15 protein-coding genes are annotated in these 18,900 nt (G+C 52.6%); 9 read left to right on the top strand and 6 right to left on the bottom strand.

Annotation, left to right across the window (positions count from 1 at the left end; genetic code table 11):
• Nucleotides 1-28 precede the first annotated feature (28 nt).
• Both JXO50_03605 and JXO50_03600 read left to right on the top strand, forming a co-directional pair.
• Nucleotides 29-2,095, top strand: a complete 2,067-nt coding sequence (locus JXO50_03605) for a TonB-dependent receptor (GenBank protein ID MBN2332173.1) — start codon at nt 29-31, stop codon at nt 2,093-2,095.
• A 159-nt stretch (nt 2,096-2,254) separates the two neighbouring features.
• Nucleotides 2,255-4,300, top strand: coding sequence for an adenosylcobinamide amidohydrolase (locus tag JXO50_03600; GenBank protein ID MBN2332172.1), 2,046 nt, complete (start codon nt 2,255-2,257; stop codon nt 4,298-4,300).
• A 7-nt stretch (nt 4,301-4,307) separates the two neighbouring features.
• Here JXO50_03600 and JXO50_03595 read toward each other — a convergent pair whose 3' ends face one another.
• The 3 genes from JXO50_03595 to JXO50_03585 form a co-directional block, all read right to left on the bottom strand.
• On the bottom strand, nt 4,308-5,612 hold the full coding sequence (locus JXO50_03595; protein MBN2332171.1) for a TRAP transporter large permease: 1,305 nt from the start codon (nt 5,610-5,612) through the stop codon (nt 4,308-4,310).
• A complete protein-coding gene (locus JXO50_03590; protein MBN2332170.1) occupies nt 5,602-6,108 on the bottom strand; it encodes a TRAP transporter small permease in 507 nt (168 codons plus the stop codon). The genes JXO50_03595 and JXO50_03590 overlap by 11 nt, the downstream gene beginning before the upstream one ends.
• Nucleotides 6,109-6,235: 127 nt before the next feature.
• A complete protein-coding gene (locus JXO50_03585; protein ID MBN2332169.1) occupies nt 6,236-7,270 on the bottom strand; it encodes a TRAP transporter substrate-binding protein in 1,035 nt (344 codons plus the stop codon).
• 459 nt (nt 7,271-7,729) lie between these two features.
• Here JXO50_03585 and JXO50_03580 point away from each other — a divergent pair, with 459 nt between their 5' ends.
• The 7 genes from JXO50_03580 (at nt 7,730) to JXO50_03550 (ending at nt 16,379) form a co-directional block, all read left to right on the top strand.
• The gene (locus JXO50_03580; GenBank protein MBN2332168.1) at nt 7,730-8,020 is read left to right on the top strand and encodes a winged helix-turn-helix transcriptional regulator; all 291 of its coding nucleotides are present in this window, start codon (nt 7,730-7,732) and stop codon (nt 8,018-8,020) included.
• A 66-nt stretch (nt 8,021-8,086) separates the two neighbouring features.
• Nucleotides 8,087-10,705, top strand: a complete 2,619-nt coding sequence (locus tag JXO50_03575) for an MMPL family transporter (protein MBN2332167.1) — start codon at nt 8,087-8,089, stop codon at nt 10,703-10,705.
• A 57-nt stretch (nt 10,706-10,762) separates the two neighbouring features.
• Nucleotides 10,763-11,560, top strand: a complete 798-nt coding sequence (locus tag JXO50_03570) for an outer membrane lipoprotein-sorting protein (GenBank protein ID MBN2332166.1) — start codon at nt 10,763-10,765, stop codon at nt 11,558-11,560.
• A 35-nt stretch (nt 11,561-11,595) separates the two neighbouring features.
• On the top strand, nt 11,596-12,906 hold the full coding sequence (locus JXO50_03565) for a hypothetical protein (GenBank protein MBN2332165.1): 1,311 nt from the start codon (nt 11,596-11,598) through the stop codon (nt 12,904-12,906).
• A gap of 480 nt (nt 12,907-13,386) precedes the next feature.
• Nucleotides 13,387-14,907: an alkaline phosphatase gene (locus tag JXO50_03560; GenBank protein MBN2332164.1), complete on the top strand. Its 1,521-nt coding sequence runs from the start codon at nt 13,387-13,389 to the stop codon at nt 14,905-14,907.
• A gap of 81 nt (nt 14,908-14,988) precedes the next feature.
• Complete coding sequence (locus tag JXO50_03555; GenBank protein MBN2332163.1) at nt 14,989-16,173, top strand: YibE/F family protein; 1,185 nt, start codon at nt 14,989-14,991, stop codon at nt 16,171-16,173.
• 47 nt (nt 16,174-16,220) lie between these two features.
• On the top strand, nt 16,221-16,379 hold the full coding sequence (locus JXO50_03550) for a diacylglycerol kinase (GenBank protein MBN2332162.1): 159 nt from the start codon (nt 16,221-16,223) through the stop codon (nt 16,377-16,379).
• Between the two features lie 63 nt (nt 16,380-16,442).
• Here JXO50_03550 and JXO50_03545 read toward each other — a convergent pair whose 3' ends face one another.
• From JXO50_03545 to JXO50_03535, 3 genes are all read right to left on the bottom strand, one after another.
• Entirely contained in the window at nt 16,443-16,973 is a 531-nt protein-coding gene (locus JXO50_03545) for an N-acetyltransferase (protein MBN2332161.1), read from the bottom strand.
• 147 nt (nt 16,974-17,120) lie between these two features.
• The gene (locus tag JXO50_03540) at nt 17,121-17,843 is read right to left on the bottom strand and encodes a hypothetical protein (GenBank protein MBN2332160.1); all 723 of its coding nucleotides are present in this window, start codon (nt 17,841-17,843) and stop codon (nt 17,121-17,123) included.
• A gap of 64 nt (nt 17,844-17,907) precedes the next feature.
• Nucleotides 17,908-18,795 carry a cytochrome B5 gene (locus tag JXO50_03535; protein ID MBN2332159.1) on the bottom strand — a complete coding sequence of 296 codons (888 nt, stop codon included), beginning with the start codon at nt 18,793-18,795 and terminating at the stop codon, nt 17,908-17,910.
• Between the last annotated feature and the right edge of the window lie 105 nt (nt 18,796-18,900).

Raw genomic sequence — 18,900 nt, 5'->3', positions numbered from 1 at the left:
GTAAATGGTAAGGTAAAAGGAGGAAGAGATGTTGGGAAACTGGTTGGATCGGAGAAGAGGAATCGTTGTTCTGGCAAGCATAGTTCTGGTTTTCATGGCCGTGATGCCTGGTTACGGGGTTGAGCCGCCGCAGAAAATGGATGAGATCGTGGTTACCGCCAGCCGGGTGGAGGAACCACTCAGGGATGTGGCCGGCAAAGTAGAGATTATCGATGCCGAGGATATTCTCCACTCATCGGCGGCCTATGTTGATGAACTGTTGGTGGAGCAGGGAATTGGTCATATCCATAAATATCCTGGCAATCTTTCTCGGGTTGAGGTTCGAGGATTTCTCTCTCCCATGTCGAGCGAAGGATTCAGCAGTAATATCCTTTTTCTTGTTGATGGCCGGCGGGCCGGAACGGTCAATATGGCCAAAATTCCGGTGACCAATGTGGAAAGGATTGAGATCATCAAAGGTTCGGCTTCGGCAGTCTATGGCTCGGAGGCCATGGGGGGGGTAATTAACATCATTACCCGTAAAGGCAAAGGTTCCCCAAGCGGATCAGTAGGAGGGACACTAGGCAGTGACCGCCTGGTGCGCGGGACCGCTGAACTGCAGGGAGAATATAAAGGGTTTGACTTTTTTGTCAGCGGCGCCCGCGAAAGTCGGGACGATTATAAAACCGCTGATGACGGTGATTATGCCAATACCGCCTATGACAGCCAGGAATTGAACGTAACCCTGGGATATACATTTCTGGATCATCATCGCCTGGGGATGAGCTACAGCAAGGTTGACAATTGGGATATCGGCAATCCCGGCCCTTTTGAGCGGATCGCTGCTGACCAGTACTCGGAAAAAAACCTGGAGTCGATTGACGTTTCTTATGATGGTGCTGCCCCTGACAAGGGGTTGGCCTGGAAGCTGCGCTATTATGATGTGGCTTCCGATGACTATTTCACCTATCCATCCTGGGATTACGGCTACTATAGAACTGAACGGGAGATTGACAGCGATGGCCTGCAGCTTCAGGGCAGCTGGCAGGGCCGCTATCAGCGGCTGACCCTGGGAGCAGATTGGGACGAACAGGAAGTTGTCAATCGGCAGATACCTTCTGGGACCCCCTATAATGTCAATGGTGAATATGAAGACCTGGGGATTTATGTGGAGGATAAAATTTTTCTCTGGCAGGAGAAAATTCTTATTTCTCTCGGCTTGCGCTATGACAATTATGATCTGCAAACCGCTGGCACCCAGGGATATGATACCCTGACGACCAAAAGTGAAACCCTTGATGTCTGGTGCCCTCGCTTTGGCATTGTCTATCGGCTTACTAATGATCTGCGTATGCGGGCAGCCGCCGGCAAAGGCTATCATATCCCCTCCGCATCACAAATGGCCTCTGATTTTTATTCCACCGGCTGGTATCAGGACGGCGATGGCAACTGGCAGACCTATTCAGTTCATTATCTGGGTGACAGCGGTCTCGATCCGGAAAAAAACTGGAATTATGAAGCAGGTATTGATTTTGCCAAAAAAGGTCTGTACCTGAGCGCCAACGTTTTTTATATTGACTATGACGATAAAATTATTGACGACGCCTACGTCGATCCTGATACTGGTGAAAGCATCAGTACCTATAAAAACACCACCGGGGCGCTGATCAGGGGAATCGAAGGGGAGGCCTCCTGGGATTTGGGTGCCTGGTTTGATTGGCAATGGCAGGTGGAGCCCTTTGCCGCCTTTGTGTATCTGGATGAATATAAAGATCTGGAAAGCCGCGAAAATCTTCGTTATGTCAGTGAAAAAAGCGGCCGGTTGGGCCTGCGGCTGGCGGATAACCATGGCTTTCGCAGCCAATTGCAGCTCGTTTACCATGGCCCCCATTTTATGCAGGATTGGAATGTTTACCCGGTGGCAGTGGTGGAGAAGGGCGGTTTTACGGTGGCCAGTTTCACCGTGGGCAAGCATTTCAGTCTTCCTTCCTCCTATGTCAAAGGGCTTGAACTGACGGCCGCGATCGATAATCTTTTTGACAGGAATTATTCTTTTATTAACGGTTATCCCATGGCTGGCAGGAGTTATAAGGCCGGGGTGCGTTTTAATTTTTAACGTTCGGTAATGGTATAGTGGCAAGCTTCATGAAGGGTGTGAGGTCGCTGGGGAAAGCTGAAATATTCCTGCTCCCTGCACCCTTCATGGCATAGCTGCCACGATGGTGATGGCATTGTTGAAAATTAGCCGAGTTACCGTTTGCTGGAGGATGGTTGGATGACGACCGATCTGTGTTGCAAAACTGCCTGGTGGCGTCTCGTTGTGGTATTATTCCTGCTGGTCTTGCTGTCCACTGCGGCGGGGGCAGGAGAGTTTCCCCTGACGGTCACCGATGATGCCGGTTGCCGAGTTACCATTCCGGCAGCCCCCCGGCGGATTGTCTCCCTGGTCCCCGGGGTGACCGAGATTCTTGTTGCTTTGGGGGCCGAGGAGCGGTTGGTGGGGATCACCCTCCATGACCGTATGCCGGCATCAGCAGCGGCTGCTCCCCGGATTGTCGGCGGGTATGCGTCCCCGTCGCTTTCTCTGGTCAAAGAGCTGCAGCCGGAGTTGGTTTTTACCTCCTCCCTGCATCGTGTTTTAAAAGAAAAGCTTTCTGGAGCAGGGTGCCGGGTGGTGGAGATGCACACCGATTCCATCGCCGATGCCTATGATGATATGCGTCTGATCGGCCGCCTTGTGGATGCTGATGATGCGGCGGCGGCGCTGGTGGACCAGCTCAAGCAGGAATTGGCACTGGTGCACCGGAAGCTGACACGTGTCCCTGCCGGCGAGCGGCGGCGGGTTATGCGGCTGATGGGCCGGGAGGTGGCGATGTCCCCCGGCGATGATTCCTTTCAAAATGAACTGATTGCCGCCGCCGGCGGCATTCCGCCGACCTGGGGCCGGAATGGAGCGGTGGTCATGATTGGCCAGCAGGAGTTTCAGCGGTTTAATCCTCAATTTCTCTACGGTTGTGATGGCGATCGCCTGTTGGTGGAAAAACTGCGCCAGGAAGAAGGTTGGAACCAAGTCGCAGCGGTAGTTTCCGGGGATATCCGTTTTTTCCCTTGCGACCTTACCTGCCGTGCTTCCGTTAACATGGGGGCATTTGTTGCCTGGCTGGCATCCTCCATCTACCCGGAACTTTTCAGCGATCCTGACAAGCAGGTCCTGTCAGAGGCGGTTATCGGCAGCAGGTCGCTTGAACTGGATCTGGCTTACGTTTCCCGGGCACAGGTGCTGGAGTCCACCCTGGCTGATTCTACCCACCGGACGCTGGTTGTTGATCTGGCTGAACCGATGACCGTTTTGTCCACCCTGGAGGGAATGAGTGACGGGGTCAGGACGGTGGGCAATCACTTTGTGCCGCCGCCGGCCTGGGAGCTGCTGCATCAGTTGGGGGCGGAAACCTTTGAGCGCCGGGCGGTCACGTTGCTTGGTCGTGATCCTGATCACACCAGCCTGCTGATTACCGGTGCTGATATGCGCAATCTGGCTGTTCAACGGGAAACGTTTCGGGAGCTGACGGTCTATGCCCTGGTGACCGCCGGGGTTCGATCCAATGCCATGCGCCAGGGTGCTGAAGAGGGGTATTATTACGAGCCCGGCACCATCAATATCGTGTTGCTTACCAACCGCCGTTTGAGTCCCCGGGCCATGACCCGGGCGATGATCAGCGCCACGGAAGGGAAAACGGCAGCTCTTCAGGATCTTGATATTCGCAGCAGTAAAGACCCCGGCCGGCTGCAGGCCACCGGTACCGGGACTGATAATATTATCGTGGTTGAGGGCCGTGGATCGGTGCTTCATAAAACCGGCGGCCACAGTAAAATGGGGGAACTGATTGCCAGGGCGGTCTATCAGGGGGTCATGGAAGCTGTCAGCCGGCAAAACAAGATGCAGGCAGGACGGTCAGTTTTTCATCGGCTGCAGGAGCGGGGGCTTTCGGTGAATGATTTTCTCAGAGCGTGCCGCTTCAAGGTAGGTGTGGAAACAAAAGGGCTGGCAAGCGCACTGGAAGAACTGCTGCTTGAACCGCGATACAGGGCGTTCGTGGAGACTGCCATGGCGGTCAGTGATGCCTGGGAGCGGGGGCAGGTCGCCGATCTGGGATCATTTCGTGACTGGTGCCGGCAGCTGGCCGGCGAAATCGCCGGACGGCCAGTAACAGCCGTGCCGGCGTATTATGTCGGGGAGACTATTCCTGAACCGCTGCAGCTGGCCCTGGAGTCGCTGCTGGCTGGCTGCCTGGATAGCACCAGCGCACCAGGCGATGTCTGAACGGTCATCATCTTACTCCCCCGGCTAAAAACAACACCAGCGGAGGAAACATCTCCAGCAGTAGAATGCAGATGATGTAGGTGGGAAGAAAATAGGATACTCCCTTGAAAACGGTGGCCAGGGAAAGATCTTCAGACATGCCGGCAACAATATAGGCGTTTACTCCCACGGGTGGCGTAATTGCCCCCATGGTGGTGACAATGGTCAGCATAACGCCGAACCAGATGGGGTCATAGTTGAGTTTCAGCGCCAGCGGATAGAAAATGGGAATGGTGATCAGCAAAAGTCCCAGGGCATCCATGATTGCGCCGCCGACAATAAAAACGATGATCATCAGCCAGAGAATGACGAAGCTGGGTACCGGCAGTGATATGGCCCATTCAGCGATGGCATAGGGCAGCCTGGTAATGGCCAGAAATCTGCCGAAAATAACCGCGCCGGCAATGATAATCACAATGAAGCAGGATATCCTGAGGGTATCCTCAACTGCCTGGACAAAGCCTTTTCTGGTCAAGGTGCCGCGGATGATGCTGATCAGCAGGGCAAAAAAAGAACCGACGGCCCCGGCCTCGCTGGGAGTGAAAAAGCCAACGAACAAGCCTCCCATGACCAGGGTAAAGAGTATAACTATCTCAAGCGATCCCTTCAAGGAAACCAGTTTTTCCCGCAGCGTGGTTTTTGGTCCGGCCGGACCCCATTCCTGGTGTTTTTGACAGAGGACATAAATGCTCATGATCATGAGAATTGCCAGTATAATGCCCGGGATGATGCTGCCGAAAAAAAGCTTGGCAATGGACTGCCCGGTGTAGATGCCGAAAACAACCAGCACAATGCTGGGAGGGATAACGACACCCAGCGTTGAACCGGCGGCAATGGAGCCGGAAATCAAAACCGGGTGGTAATTATAGCGTTTCATTTCCGGCAGGGCAACCGAAGTCATCGTGGCAGCGGTGGCGGTGTTGGAGCCGCTGATCGCGGCAAAACCGGCACAGGCCATCACGGTGGCCATGGCCAGCCCTCCCCGGGTAGCGCCCAGCCATTGATAGGCGGTATGGTAGAGTTTGGTGTTGACATCCGAATGGAAACAGATGAGCCCCATGAAAATGAACAGGGGAATAATAGTCAGTCCATAGGAAGATAGCGTTGTCCACAGCTCGGTGCCGAGCATGCCTAACGCCGCCTGGGGGGAGGTAATGTAGCCAACGCCGAAAAAGCCGATCAAGGCCATCGCAAAACCAACAGGTATCTGCAGAAGGAACATGGTGGCCAGCATGATGACAATGCCCAGGATACCGATAACTTCAGGGCTCATTTTTTTTCCTTCTATCCATCATCAGGGTGTTGATAACCTGGAAGAGGTCGAGAAAAAGCGTCAATGAGAGAAAAAGGAAGCCAAGGGCAACAATAAAAATAAAGGGGTAATAGGCGATGCGCAACGTTTCCGAGGTTTCGCCGCTCTGCAGGATAGTCTTTCCCCAGACACCTACCTGCCAGGCCGCCACCAGAAAGAAGGGGGCGGTGATCATATAACTGAGGGCGGCGGTAAGTTTCCGCCAGGTTTTACTGTACTTATGGGTAATGATATCCACGGCAACATGATTTTTTTGGATCTGGGTGAAGCCCAGAGATAAAGCAATGGTTACCGCTCCCAGAAAGCCGATGATTTCAAAAGAGCCCCTGATGGGCCGCCAGAGCACTCGAGAGATGACATTGCCAAAACCAAGTGCCATCATCATGACCAGAGTCGCGCCGCTTATCCAGACGTAAAGGTGGTTAATGCGTTCAGCAAGCTTTCTTAACGTGAGCATGGATCGGGTCCAATTTAGAGACGGCAGTGATGTTTGATGGATGCTGTTAGGGCTGAATACCCGGAAGGGAAAAAGGAGCAGAATCTCTCACAGAGAGATTCTGCTCCTTTTAAAGTAGCGTCGGGAATTATTTGCCGTATTCTTTTTCGTATTTATCCTTCAAGGTGAAGAGATCATCGAGAAACTCTTTGCCGGGCAGGCCAGCTGCCGCAGCTTCTTTGAGGTAATCGTCGGTCATGAACTTGACGCTGTCTTTTATCTGTGCTGATTCCTCGTCTGAGAATCTATAGACACTCACCCCTTTTTCCTGCTTTGACCAGGCAATGGCTTCCTCGACGTGCTGATCCTCATACTGGCCGGTCCAGATCGCCTGTTCCCTGCCCAGATCGTCAAAAACTTTTTTAACGTCGGCAGGCAGGGAGTCCCATTTGCTTTTATTCATAACTACCGCAAAGGAGGTTGTCGGGCCGTTGGTAATCGTCACATGTTTGCAGAGTTCGGCAAACTTGAAGTCCTTCATCACTTCCAGCGATGAAAAGAGTCCTTTGACGACCCCTTTCTGCAGTGATTCCGGTACGCTCGACATGGGCATGGCGACGGGAATGGCGCCCATGGCGTTGAGGTATTTTGCCGAAATTCCCGTACCCCTGATTTCCAGCTTCTGAAGGTCATTGGTCTTCTGTACCGCAACTTTTGACATGATGTTTGCCGGGGCACAGGTAAACATGGTCAGCACCTTTACCTTGGCAAAGGACTGGGGCTGATATTTCTGATACAGATCCCACAGGGTGGCGCTGGCAACCGTGGCACTGGTGAATTCATTGGGGAGGTCGATTCCCGCCATCAGCGGGAAACGGCCGGGGATGTAGGGCGGGCAGAAGCAGCCGATATCAGCCAGACCGGAAATGACGCCGTCCAGCATGTTTTTGGCTCCCAGCAGAGTTCCGCCGGGAAAGGTGGTTACTTTTACTTGGCCGTTGGTCCTTTTTTCCACTTCTTTGGCCCAGCGTTCCATCTGTACGCAGGGAAACGTTGGCGCTGGTGGAAAATTGGCATAGTTCAGCTTGATTGTTTCGGCTCCGACTGGTGGTGCGGTCAAGGGAAGTCCCGCCGTCAGCATTATTCCCAGCACCAGTAGGGCGGCAAAGAATTGTTTTACCATCAGCTCCTCCTTTCAGGTTGTTGTTCCTGAGGTGATCCGTAAAAGATGTTGTTGAACATGAAACAAAAAACATGAAAACCGCCTGTTGACGCTAAAACCTCTGCAATGGTCGTGTACGACTGATACGGAAGCTAGAACAGAACTGCATTGTTTCTGTCACAGGAATAGCAAAAAAGAAGTGATAGAACAATGAAAAAAGAGTGAAGAGCCGATTATAGAGTGTACAGGTGTCAGGTTTTAGAGGCTTGTCCTGTCTGCAAAAAGCTCCCGGCGGCGATTTTCGGCTGGCCGAGACCAGGGCGGTTGCCCCATAAAAGCTGGTTGTGTGGTTGTCATGGTGTCCTGGCAATCCTGGGTTGGCACAATGCCTCCGGGGCGAACCGGAGAGAATTTTCCCCTTGACAGCGCTTAGGTAATTAAGTATTTAGTTAAATGCTTTAATATTTGCAAGGTGCAAGCATGAATGAAGAACAGATTTTTCGGATGTCGGGCCTTTTTAAGGCAATTTCGCACCCGGTGCGGCTGAAGATCCTTTGTCTCCTGCAAAACCGGGAGCTCAGCGTCGGCGCCCTGCTGGCGGAGATGGCATGCAGTGGCGCCAATGTCTCCCAGCATCTCAATGTCTTGCGCCACCAGGGAGTTCTTGGTTTCCGCAAGGAGGCGAATGTTGTTTATAACCGGATTGTTGACCCGCGGGTGGTGGAGATGATGGCTGCTCTGGAAAAAATTTTCTGTTCTGATAACGACTAGGGGCATTTTTCACTGCCTGTTTGTGGGTGTTAACCAACCCTTTTGATTTTTGCCAAGGAGAAAACCATGAAGTTAGGCCAAAGGATGATTGCCGCTTCGCTGAAACACCCGAAGCTGGTTGTCTGGCTGATGGTGCTGGTGACAATTGCTTTGGGAGCCCTGATGGTTCGGGTTCAGGTGGATACGGATCCGGAAAATATGCTGGCTGATAATGAGGCCGTCCGGGTTTTTCACCACCAGGTGAAAAAGGAGTTCAGCCTCTATGATATTGTTGTTCTTGGCGTGGTGAATGAAGTCCATCCTGACGGGGTCTTCAATCAGCAGACCCTGGCCCGGGTGCACGAGCTGACGGAATTCATCAGGACGCTGACCTGGGATGATCCCCAAAATCCCGGCCACCGCATCGGGGTGGTCAAAAGCGATCTCATTGCCCCGGGCAACGTAGACAGCATCGAGCAGGGCGGCCTGGGCCAGGTGCGTTTTGCCTGGTTGATGTCCCAACCGCCCCAAAGCCGGGAGGAGGCGCTGCATATCCGGGATCTGGCCCGGGCCAACCCGCTGCTGAACGGTACCCTGGTTTCCGAGGACGGCAAGGCCCTGTGCCTCTACATCCCCATTACCAGTAAAGATCTGGCTTACCGGGTGCAGAAGGAGCTGCAGGCAGAGATTGCCGGCTTTGCCGGCGACGAGCAGTATCACATCACCGGTCTGCCGGTGGCTGAAGATACCTTCGGGGTGGAGATGTTCATCCAGATGGCGATTTCGGCTCCGGTGGCCATGCTGCTCATCTTCCTCTTGCTGCTCTTCTTCTTCCGCAAGCTGAAATTGATTCTGGCGCCGATGATTATTGCCATGGTATCGGTCATCTGCACCATGGGGTTGCTCATCGGCACCGGGCATACCCTGCATATCATGAGCTCGATGATTCCCATCTTTCTGATGCCCATTGCGGTGGTGGACAGCATTCACATCCTGTCGGAATTTTTTGATGAATATCAGAAGGTCAAAGACCGGCGAAAAACCATTGTTTTTGTTGTCAGCCAGCTGTTCATGCCGATGCTCTACACCTCCCTGACTTCGGCAGCCGGATTTCTCTCCCTGGCTCTGACCCCCATTCCGCCGGTGCGCGTTTTTGGTCTGTTTGTCGCCTTCGGCATCATGCTGGCCTGGGTGCTGACCATTGTTTTTGTCCCGGCGTACGTCATGCTGATGAGCGAGGAAAGCCTGAAAAACTTTGGTGCTCCCAGCTCCCCCGACGCGGTGCCCCATGACAACCTGATTGCCCGTCATCTCCGCTGGCTCAGCGGCAAAACCTACCACCAGGCGAAAACCATTCTTGTTCTAAGCTTGATTGCCCTGGCTGTGGCAGGATACGGGATTACCAAAATCCAGATTAATGACAACCCGGTAAAATGGTTTACTAAAAAACATCCCATCCGGGTTGCCGACCGGGTGTTGAACCAGCACTTCGGCGGCACCTATGAAGCGTACCTGGTACTTGAGGGTGGAAGCCAACAGGAAACGGTCGCCGGGATGAGTGAAACGTTGGCTAAAACGCTGGCAGAGCGTCTGCAAACGGTTGGCAATGGCGCGGCAGTGCTGGCTACAGCCAGGGAGCAACTGGCTGTTCTGGCCGCCCAGGCCGCCAACCCTGATGCCCTGATCACATCCCTGGTAGATGCCGGTGAACGGCAGCTGGACCAGGCTGATGACGATTCCTATGATGCCTGGCTGATCGTGCTGGACGTGGTGGAAAACCAGCAGCAGCGCCATGAAATCTTCAAGCGTCCCGAGGTGCTGCGCTATGTGGCAGCGCTGCAGGAGCGTCTGGCCGCCAGCGGCACGGTGGGCAAAAGCAATTCGGTGGTTGATGTGGTGAAAAAGGTGCACCAGGAGCTGTATGCCGGCCAGTCAGAGCAGTTTCGCGTTCCTGACAGTTCGGCGGCGGTGGCCCAATGCCTGATTTCCTTTCAGAACAGCCACAAGCCGGCTGATTTATGGCATCTCATCACCCCTGATTTTGCCAAGGCCAACCTGTGGGTGCAGCTGCGCTCGGGGGATAACCAGGAAATGGAAAAGGTGGTGGCCATGGTGGAGGAGTTTTTCGCCGCCAACCCGCCGCCGGTCGAGCTGCAGCACCGGTGGGCCGGCCTCACCTATCTGAACGTGGTCTGGCAGGACAAGATGGTTTCCGGGATGCTCAATTCCCTGCTGGGCAGCTTTGTCGTCGTCCTGGTGATGATGGTCTTCCTTTTCCGGTCGCTGATCTGGGGACTGGTGGCCATGGTGCCGCTGACCTTGACCATCGCCCTGATCTATGGAATTATAGGATTGGTGGGCAAGGATTATGATATGCCGGTGGCAGTATTGTCGTCCCTGACCCTGGGAATGGCGGTGGATTTCGCCATCCATTTTCTCGAACGATCGCGGATGGCCTATAAAAAGACCGGCAGCTGGCAGGCGGCTTCCCGGGCCATGTTTGAAGAACCGGCCCGGGCCATCAGCCGGAATGTCATTGTCATTGCCATCGGCTTCACCCCCCTGCTGCTGGCGCCGCTGATGCCCTATAAAACCGTGGGCCTGTTCCTGGCCAGCATCATGGCGATTTCCGGCTTGGCGACGATGATCATTATTCCGTCGTTACTGACCCTGCTGCAGAACGTGATGTTTCGTAAACTGAGCTGATTGTGCTCCCGGTTTGGTTGTGAATGCCGGGTGCGAAGCGCTTAAGGAGGTGTGATCATGAAAAGAGGAATCTTCAGTATTGTGCTCATCTGGCTGCTGGTCGCCAGTTTGGGGGTCACGGCGCCGGCAAACGAAGAACTGTCAGTGACCGACATTGTTGAACGGGCCAACCTGGCCGCCTACTATGCCGGGGCCGACGGCCGGGCGACGGTGCAGATGACGATCACCGATGCCCAGGGCCGCGAACGGCAGCGGGAATTTGCTATTCTTCGCTATGACGTCAAGGATGGCGGCGAACAGAAATTCTACGTCTATTTCAACAAGCCTGCCGATGTCCGTAAAATGGTCTACCTGGTGCATAAATATCTTGATCGCGATGATGACCGCTGGCTCTATCTGCCGGCCCTTGACCTGGTAAAGCGGATTGCCGCTTCGGACAAGCGTACCAGTTTTGTCGGTTCCCACTTTCTCTACGAGGATGTTTCCGGCCGCAGCATCACCGAAGATACCCATGAACTGTTGGAGACTACGGAACAGCATTACGTCCTCAAGAATATCCCGAAAGACCCGGAAACGGTGGAGTTTTCCTCCTACGTGGTCTGGATTGATCGGCAGACCTTCATGCCCATGAAGGCGGAATATCGCGACAAGGAAGCCCAGCCCTACCGGGTGGTGGAGGCTTTGGAAGTGCGTGACATCCAGGGATATCCGACCGTTGTCAAGTCGCGGGTGCGGGATCTGACCGGCGGCGGTCAGACCGTGAGTGAGTTCAGCGAAATTAAATACGATGTGGGACTCAAAGAACAAATCTTTACCGAACGCTATCTGCGGCGGCCGCCCCGGGAAGTGCGATGATCGCCAGCCATCAGCGATCAGCGCCCGGCTTTGGGCTGCAAAGGAAATGGCCTGCTCCGCTTTCGGTTCACGTCCTGCTGGTGCTGCTTGTCATGCTCAGCTTCATGCCGTTGAGTTCTGCGGCCGAGAGCGGGGGGATGATCGCTTTCAAGGATGCTCTTGCGGATTTCGGCATTGACAGCGCCGGTTTTTTCGAGCTGCGCGGCGGCGGGCGGCTGGCGGATGATGACTATGAGCAGCAGACCTCGCTGGCCGAGGCCCGCCTGCAGCTGGAACTGGGGTCCGATCTTGGCTGGGGGATCATCAAGGCCAAGGGCGATCTGCTGGCTGATACGGTGACCGATGATTACCAGGGTGAGTTGCGGGAGCTGTCGCTGCTCCTGTTTCCCCTGGAGTTCATGGATGTGAAGCTTGGCCGCCAGGTGCTCACCTGGGGCACCGGCGACCTGCTCTTTATCAATGATTTTTTCCCCAAGGATTGGAAATCTTTTTTCATCGGCCGTGATGCCGAGTATCTGAAAGCGCCTTCGGATGCCGTCAAGGTCAGCATGTTTTTTGATCTGGTGAATGTCGACCTGGTCTACGTACCGCTGTTCAACGGTTCAGATTATATTGACGGCGAGCGGCTTTCCTACTGGAATCCGGTGCTCGGCCGCACTGCCGGGCGGGATTATGTCTTCCCTGACGAGGACCGCGACTCATTTTTTGCTGAAGATGAGTGGGCTTTCCGCCTCCATCGAACCATCAGGGGGGTGGAACTGGCCCTTTACGGCTACCAGGGCTACTGGAAAACCCCGGAGGGCTTGAACCCGGTCTCCGGTCGGCTGATCTACCCCATGTTGCGGATCTACGGGGCCAGTATGCGCGGTGCGTTGCTGGGCGGCCTGGGTAACCTGGAGGCAGGCTATTATGATTCGCGGGATGATCGGCAGGGGGATGACCCGCTGATCAGGAACAGCGAGTGGCGTTTTCTGGCCGGCTATGAACGGGAGCTGGGCCGCGATTTCACCGGCGGTATCCAGTACTATCTGGAAGCTATGGCTGACTATAAGAACTACCGTCGAAGCCTGCCGGCCGGGGCGAAAAAGGCCGATGAGCTGCGGTCGGTCATCACCCTGCGGCTGACCCGCCTGCTGCTCAACCAGAACCTTATTCTCTCTTGTTTCACCTACTATTCTCCCACCGATAATGATGCCTATCTGCGGCCCACTATCAGCTATAAAATCAACGACTACTGGCTGGTGGAAGGAGGGGCGAATCTTTTCTTCGGTGCCGACGAACACACCTTTTTCGGCCAGTTTCAGGACAATACCAATGCCTATCTGGGGCTGCGGGTCAGTTTCTAAGCCTGCTTTTAAACAGGATTGGTATCCGACAGCAGGTCTTCAACGCTTTATTGACGTTTTATTCATACCTCCCATCTCATGAATAAAGTTTTTTTCTCGATAAAGATGTTCAACCTCAAAGGCTAAACTCCCGTCAAAATCAAAAGTTTCATCCCCTCCCACTATCTCCAACCTTTTGGACTACATATTTTTTGTTGTACAGCGCGGATGGCTCATCTGATCCTGTAGTCGACTGAATGGAAAAATTACGAGTTTTTAATCAGATCATAATCGAAAGTTAAATTTTGCCCTGTAGATTGCTGGCAACAGGAAGGTACATGAGCTCGAAATGTCTGTGTGACAAAAACGTGTGGGGTATTGATGCTCTCCAATGCAACGCGGATTCGGTCGAAGAAACCTTCCGGTTACCTGGGATAGTCTGGGAAAAAGAGACAACCGTTTCACTGAAAAGGAGGATGGGAAATGAAGCTCAACTGTAAAATGAAAAAAAATCTGATAACCTCAATAGTGGTCAGCGCCTTTCTTTTTTCGGCGTCAATGGCCGGTGCCGCTCAACTGAAATATGTTTTTTTCTTCCTCGGCGACGGCATGGCAAATTCGCATATTCAGGCAACCGAAGCCTACCTGACCACGGTCAACGGCGGTTCCGCCACCTTGGCCACCGACCTGCTCCAGCCCGAAAACCGGCTGAATATTAGCAAGATGCCGGTGGTAGGCATGCAGACCACCTACGACGCCCACGCCCTGATGACCGACTCGGCCTCTTCGGCCACAGCCTTTGCCTGCGGTCTCAAGACCATGAGCGGGGTCATCGGCATGGATGAAACCAAGGCCACCAGCTACAAGAGCATTGCACAGCTTGCTCATGAGAGTGGCAAGAAGGTCGGCATCATCAGCAGCGTATCCCTGGACCATGCAACCCCGGCGGCTTACTACGCCAGCGTGGCGAGTCGCGGTTCCTATGGCGATATCGATATCCAGCTTGCTGAATCCGGTTACGAATTTTTCGGCGGCGGCGGTCTGAAAGTGGCAAATGCTGATGACCTTCGTTCCTACGGCTATGAGGTACTCAACGACCGTGATTCAATCATGGCCCTCAAGGATAATCCCCAAGACAAGGTTATCTGCATCAACCCCTGGCTGCAGGACTCCGCGGCCATGCCCTACGACATCGACCGCCCCGACACCAATCTGTCGCTTGCCGAGATGACTGAGGTTGCTATTGCTAATCTCTATGCCAAGCAACAGTATAAGCAAAACCACAGGAGAAGTTGTAACTCCTATCAAAACAACGGGTTCTTCCTCATGGTGGAAGGTGGCAAGATCGACTGGGCCAGTCACGCCAATGACGCAAGGGCCACCATCGGTGACATGCTCGATTTCGACAATGCTGTCGGCGTTGCTCTGGAGTTTTACAATCAGCACCCTTATGAGACCCTGATCGTTGTCACCGGCGATCACGAGACCGGCGGCATGACCATCGGACACGCGACCACGGCCTATAAGGCTCACTATGACCGGCTGCTGGGCCAGGTTAACAGCTTTCAGTACTTTGGGGTTAATCAGTGGGCGGACCATAAGGCGTCATGGGCGGCAAGCACCTGCCCGAACGTGGCCGATCCAGACAACCTGCAAAATAATGCTGAAATGCTGCAGCTGATGTATGATGTTTTCGGCCTGGACTGGGACGAGCTCAACGATTATCAGAAGGAAAAACTCGAAGACGCCTATGACAAATCCCTCTGCGGTGCCAACGACAACACCGCTGCCGAAAATCAATTTCTTTACGGCAGTTACAATCCGATTATCGTAACCATAACCCATATCCTCAACGAGCAAGCAAGCATCGGGTGGACATCTTATTCCCACACCGGTGTGCCGGTACCGATTTTTGCCCAGGGTGTGCGGGACAAGCTGTTTGCCGGCTTTTATGACAATACTGACATCGCCAAAAAACTGGCCAACGCCATGGGGCTTCCGGCATTGCCGATCGTGAAGTAAAAATCCGGAGTATTCCTATGATAAAACAGCGCCATTATCCTATGGCGCTGTTTTCCTTTTTTGCTTAACAGAGGAGGTTCCATGTCTGCCTTACGGCGCGAATGGCTCTTTTCACTGATTATTGCCGGTATTTGTATTGGATTATCCTTTATGGATCTGGCCAAAATTTCCCAGTCGCCGAGCGGACTTCACGCCCGCGGTCTGATCACAGCCGTGGACAACAGCGAAGTGCGGCAGAACCTCATCGTCAAAACCGAAGAACAGTTTTTCACCGTGCGCTTGTTGAACGGCCCCTATAAAGGGCAGGAAATTGCCATTGTCAACATGTTGACCGGAAAAATGGAGTTCGATGAATTCTACAAGACCGGGGAGGTCGTGCTGGTGGAGTACGATGTGGTGGAGGACAAACTGGCCCATGGCATGGCGCGTGGCCACTATCGGCTGCGGCTGCAGATGGTTCTTATCGGCCTCTTCGCTTTGCTGCTCCTTGGCGTTGCCGGGGTCACGGGCTTGAAAGCTGTCCTCTCGTTCATTTTCGCGGCCATGGTGCTGTGGAAGCTTTTTTTCCCGTTGCTGCTGCGAGGCTTTCCACCCTTACCTACCGGTCTTGTCATTGTGGCGCTGCTCACCGCAGTCATCACCTTCTCAGTTGGTGGTCTTAATCGGCGGGGGATTGCCACCTTTACGGGCTCCATGCTGGGCGTTCTGCTCACCTGTGGCCTGGCTGTCTGGTTCGCAAGGGGGTTTGCCCTGCACGGGGCCATTCGTCCCTTTGCCGAAACCCTGTTGTATTCAGGCTATTATTCTCTCCGTCTTACCGACATCTTTATTGCCAGCATTTTCATCGCTTCTTCCGGAGCGGTCATGGACCTGGCCATGGATATTGCCGCCAGCATGGACGAAATTAAACGCAACCATATGGAGATCAGGTTGTTTGCCCATGTATGTTCCGGCCTGCGAATTGGTCGGGCGGTTATCGGCACCATGACGACCACCCTTCTCCTGGCCTACTCAGGCAGCCACATTACCATGTTTCTGCTGTTTATGGCCAAGGGTCTCCCGGCGGCCAACATCCTTAACGCCCCGTTTGTGGCCGCCGAAATACTAAACATTCTGGTGGGCAGCTTCGGACTTGTAACCGTAGCACCTTTCACGGCTTTGGTTGCCGGGTTGCTCTATCAGGGAAAACTATCCTTAAGCGCTGAAGAGGGTAGTAAGGGAGACCAGCGAGATAAGGTTTCAGAGCTGCGGTATTCTTCGCAATGAAAGGGAGAACGTGGCAAGATATCTTGTTCGTCTGATAACTTAGCAAAGTGAGGGGATGGCGTCACCGGCTGATCGAATACCTGGTTGATATGCTGGCCAGGGGACATTATCATTCCGATGTGGAACAGGTGAAAGATGTGGTCAGCGCGGCCGTATTCATGACGTTGCTTTATTTTTCTTTCAAAACAATGGATAGATTTTTGTAGCACTCAATCGCCGTGAATCGGTCGCAAGCGGATGGCAAGTCGCGGCGATTGTCAGCAGATCGATCACCATAATGTGGGGTCACACAAAGAGGTACTGCAGCTTATTGTTACAGGTGCTTTTTCTAGATTACATTCGTTGAGAACGACGGCTTGCCAGCCAAATGGATACTGAAGGTTGTAAGGTGCTGTGTAGTTGCGTGCAGTATCAGCGTTAAAGCCGAACCTTCCGTAATACTTTGGGTCACCATAAACAAAGACGACATTTACTCCCATGCCTGACAACTGCTGCATGCCGTATTCGATTAGCGTCGACCCGATGTGGCGTTTCTGGTAATCGGGATGCACTGCCAGCGGCGCCAAAATATAAGCCTGACAATTCTCATTGTTATCAATCCCGACAGGACTGAACGCTACGTGACCCACTACTGAGTTGTCCGTTTCGGCAATCAGGGAAATCGTTTGTGGCGTCGTATTTTCGGAAAGTAGATCAATGGCAAGCTTCGCGACAATCTCACTCTCGCCTTTGGGGAAGGCGGACGAATAAACCGTTCTGATATCGTCACGATCCTGATTCGTCGCTATTCGGATGTTCATCATTTCTCTGCTAATGGTGCGGATCAGATATGCGGTTCAGCCGTGTCGGCCTGGATATGCTTGTGAGGCAGCTTAAAAAATGAAGCCATTCTTTTCTTCTTGGAGTAATGTCAGCCGCATTGCCGCCAATACTCCCATACCCTCTGATTATCTGTTCGACGTGCCAACTCCTGTATACATTGCATAATGCAAATCCGTAGTATTTTTGTAGCCTCGACACATGGCCTTGGAAATGACATTGAGAAATGGATCAGTCATGCCGTTGAGAAATGCATAGTTTATATTGTCTTCAAAGTGATGCCGCATGTGGTGTCGGATGGGCAGGAGAATTCTCGCCTTGCCCAGGAACCGTACGATCTTGGGCTGAGGTGAGTGACAGAAGTAATGCGACACCTCGGCAATCGATGACAGGATTGAAAAATACAGCGCCCCATACGCGGCAACGCCGCTTATTACGCCCTGCCAGACGCCTGCAACCGCAAGTGAGAGAAAGAAAGCCAGCCATATCTTGGAGCCGGATTCATGGTAATACACGACAACGGCTGGTTTCTGCTTATATCGAGGGGTCTTGTGATGCAGATGGAAACTCGCAACCAGGGGACCAGCCAGCGATTCATAGTCACTGTTGTTATCCATGTACATGTGCACCAGACCATTGATGAAATCAGCAAGCACATAGGCTGCCGCAAAGGTCAGTACATGTTTGAGTGGCCCTATCGATTGCTGAAACGCAAGCACGGCAAGCACAGCCTGAAGGGTCGTATTCACAAAAGAGACGACATGGCCAGTCAACTGGTAGCCATAAATTTTTTCATACTTATCCATGGCAACGTTGAACTGTTGCTGTTCCCTGGAGAGGTGGGCAGTCATGTTGTATCCTTCTCAACATTTGTTTGGTGCTGTCCTTTGCCCAGCGTTAGCAGATTTTTATCCATTACCATCTCCATAGGGCCAAAATAAGTGAGATTGTAAATACTAGTCCAAGGTTCATATACGCCATAAAAAAGAAGACTTTTTGGTGCAAATCTCCTTTAGGTTTTGCTGCAACTTTTAAAATTGTGCCTACCTCTGGCATTGAGAGTATTTTGTCTTCACCATGAGGGGCTTGGGAAAGAATTTTGGTTAAGTCAACACCTGCCTGATGCCTCTTCATGTGATTTCCATTTCTCCACAGTTTACTTTGAGACACATCGTATATTTTCCCCATATACGCAAAATATGCTGGGCGACCTTCTTCTCCGTCAAAACTTTCCAGTTCTTCAAATGTGAGATTGCTTGATGATGGAGCGAGTGCAGTTTTTTTCTTCTTTAATTTCGGCCCTAAGAAAAATACAACATAAAGAGCTGATGAAACCATTATGGAGAAAATAATGATTTTAATGAGAAGCAGAATGCCAAAATATGATTCGAGTATTTGGCTCATAGATGGAACTTTGAAATATGTTAATATGGTTCCTGTTGCCGCCATAATTGCCATTGACACCAGGCCAACTTTAACCTCACCGCTTGGGAGACCTTTTGACGCGTATGCAGGTTTCAAAACTAAATGAACATAGAGAATGGTCCCAAACCACATAAAGGCTGTAACTATATGAATATATAAAGATATGAGCCGAATAATTCTTGATAATGCGCTTTGTTTATCCCTGGTGTGTAATGTTTCGGGAGAAATAGAAAGCTGATAACCTTTGCCGTACTCAGTGAGTACTCCACCACCCAGAGGATCAAGGTGGCACACTTCACATTCTATCCCCGTCTTTTCTGCATAGGCTTCAGTTGCACTTGAAGGGGAGGCAATGAAGAGTGTGAAACAGCACACCAAGCCTACTAGGAATAAATTTGTAAAAGTCAAGGACCTTCCTTACAGTTGAGCCTCTTGGGCAAAAGGTGATTTACGCTGCCGAATCGGTCAGTTCAAATTTTTTGT

The organism is Candidatus Anaeroferrophillus wilburensis (genome assembly GCA_016934315.1).
GTDB lineage: Bacteria > Desulfobacterota > Anaeroferrophillalia > Anaeroferrophillales > Anaeroferrophillaceae > Anaeroferrophillus > Anaeroferrophillus wilburensis.
This window is presented reverse-complemented; position numbering and strand designations above follow the sequence as displayed.

Excerpts from the sequence above, each read along its gene's own strand:
- JXO50_03605 (MBN2332173.1), top strand. The coding sequence starts at position 29 with ATGTTGGGAAACTGGTTGGATCGGAGAAGAGGAATCGTTGTTCTGGCA.
- JXO50_03600 (MBN2332172.1), top strand. The coding sequence starts at position 2,255 with ATGACGACCGATCTGTGTTGCAAAACTGCCTGGTGGCGTCTCGTTGTG.
- JXO50_03595 (MBN2332171.1), bottom strand. The coding sequence starts at position 5,612 with ATGAGCCCTGAAGTTATCGGTATCCTGGGCATTGTCATCATGCTGGCC.
- JXO50_03590 (MBN2332170.1), bottom strand. The coding sequence starts at position 6,108 with ATGCTCACGTTAAGAAAGCTTGCTGAACGCATTAACCACCTTTACGTC.
- JXO50_03585 (MBN2332169.1), bottom strand. The coding sequence starts at position 7,270 with ATGGTAAAACAATTCTTTGCCGCCCTACTGGTGCTGGGAATAATGCTG.
- JXO50_03580 (MBN2332168.1), top strand. The coding sequence starts at position 7,730 with ATGAATGAAGAACAGATTTTTCGGATGTCGGGCCTTTTTAAGGCAATT.
- JXO50_03575 (MBN2332167.1), top strand. The coding sequence starts at position 8,087 with ATGAAGTTAGGCCAAAGGATGATTGCCGCTTCGCTGAAACACCCGAAG.
- JXO50_03570 (MBN2332166.1), top strand. The coding sequence starts at position 10,763 with ATGAAAAGAGGAATCTTCAGTATTGTGCTCATCTGGCTGCTGGTCGCC.
- JXO50_03560 (MBN2332164.1), top strand. The coding sequence starts at position 13,387 with ATGAAAAAAAATCTGATAACCTCAATAGTGGTCAGCGCCTTTCTTTTT.
- JXO50_03555 (MBN2332163.1), top strand. The coding sequence starts at position 14,989 with ATGTCTGCCTTACGGCGCGAATGGCTCTTTTCACTGATTATTGCCGGT.
- JXO50_03545 (MBN2332161.1), bottom strand. The coding sequence starts at position 16,973 with ATGAACATCCGAATAGCGACGAATCAGGATCGTGACGATATCAGAACG.
- JXO50_03540 (MBN2332160.1), bottom strand. The coding sequence starts at position 17,843 with ATGACTGCCCACCTCTCCAGGGAACAGCAACAGTTCAACGTTGCCATG.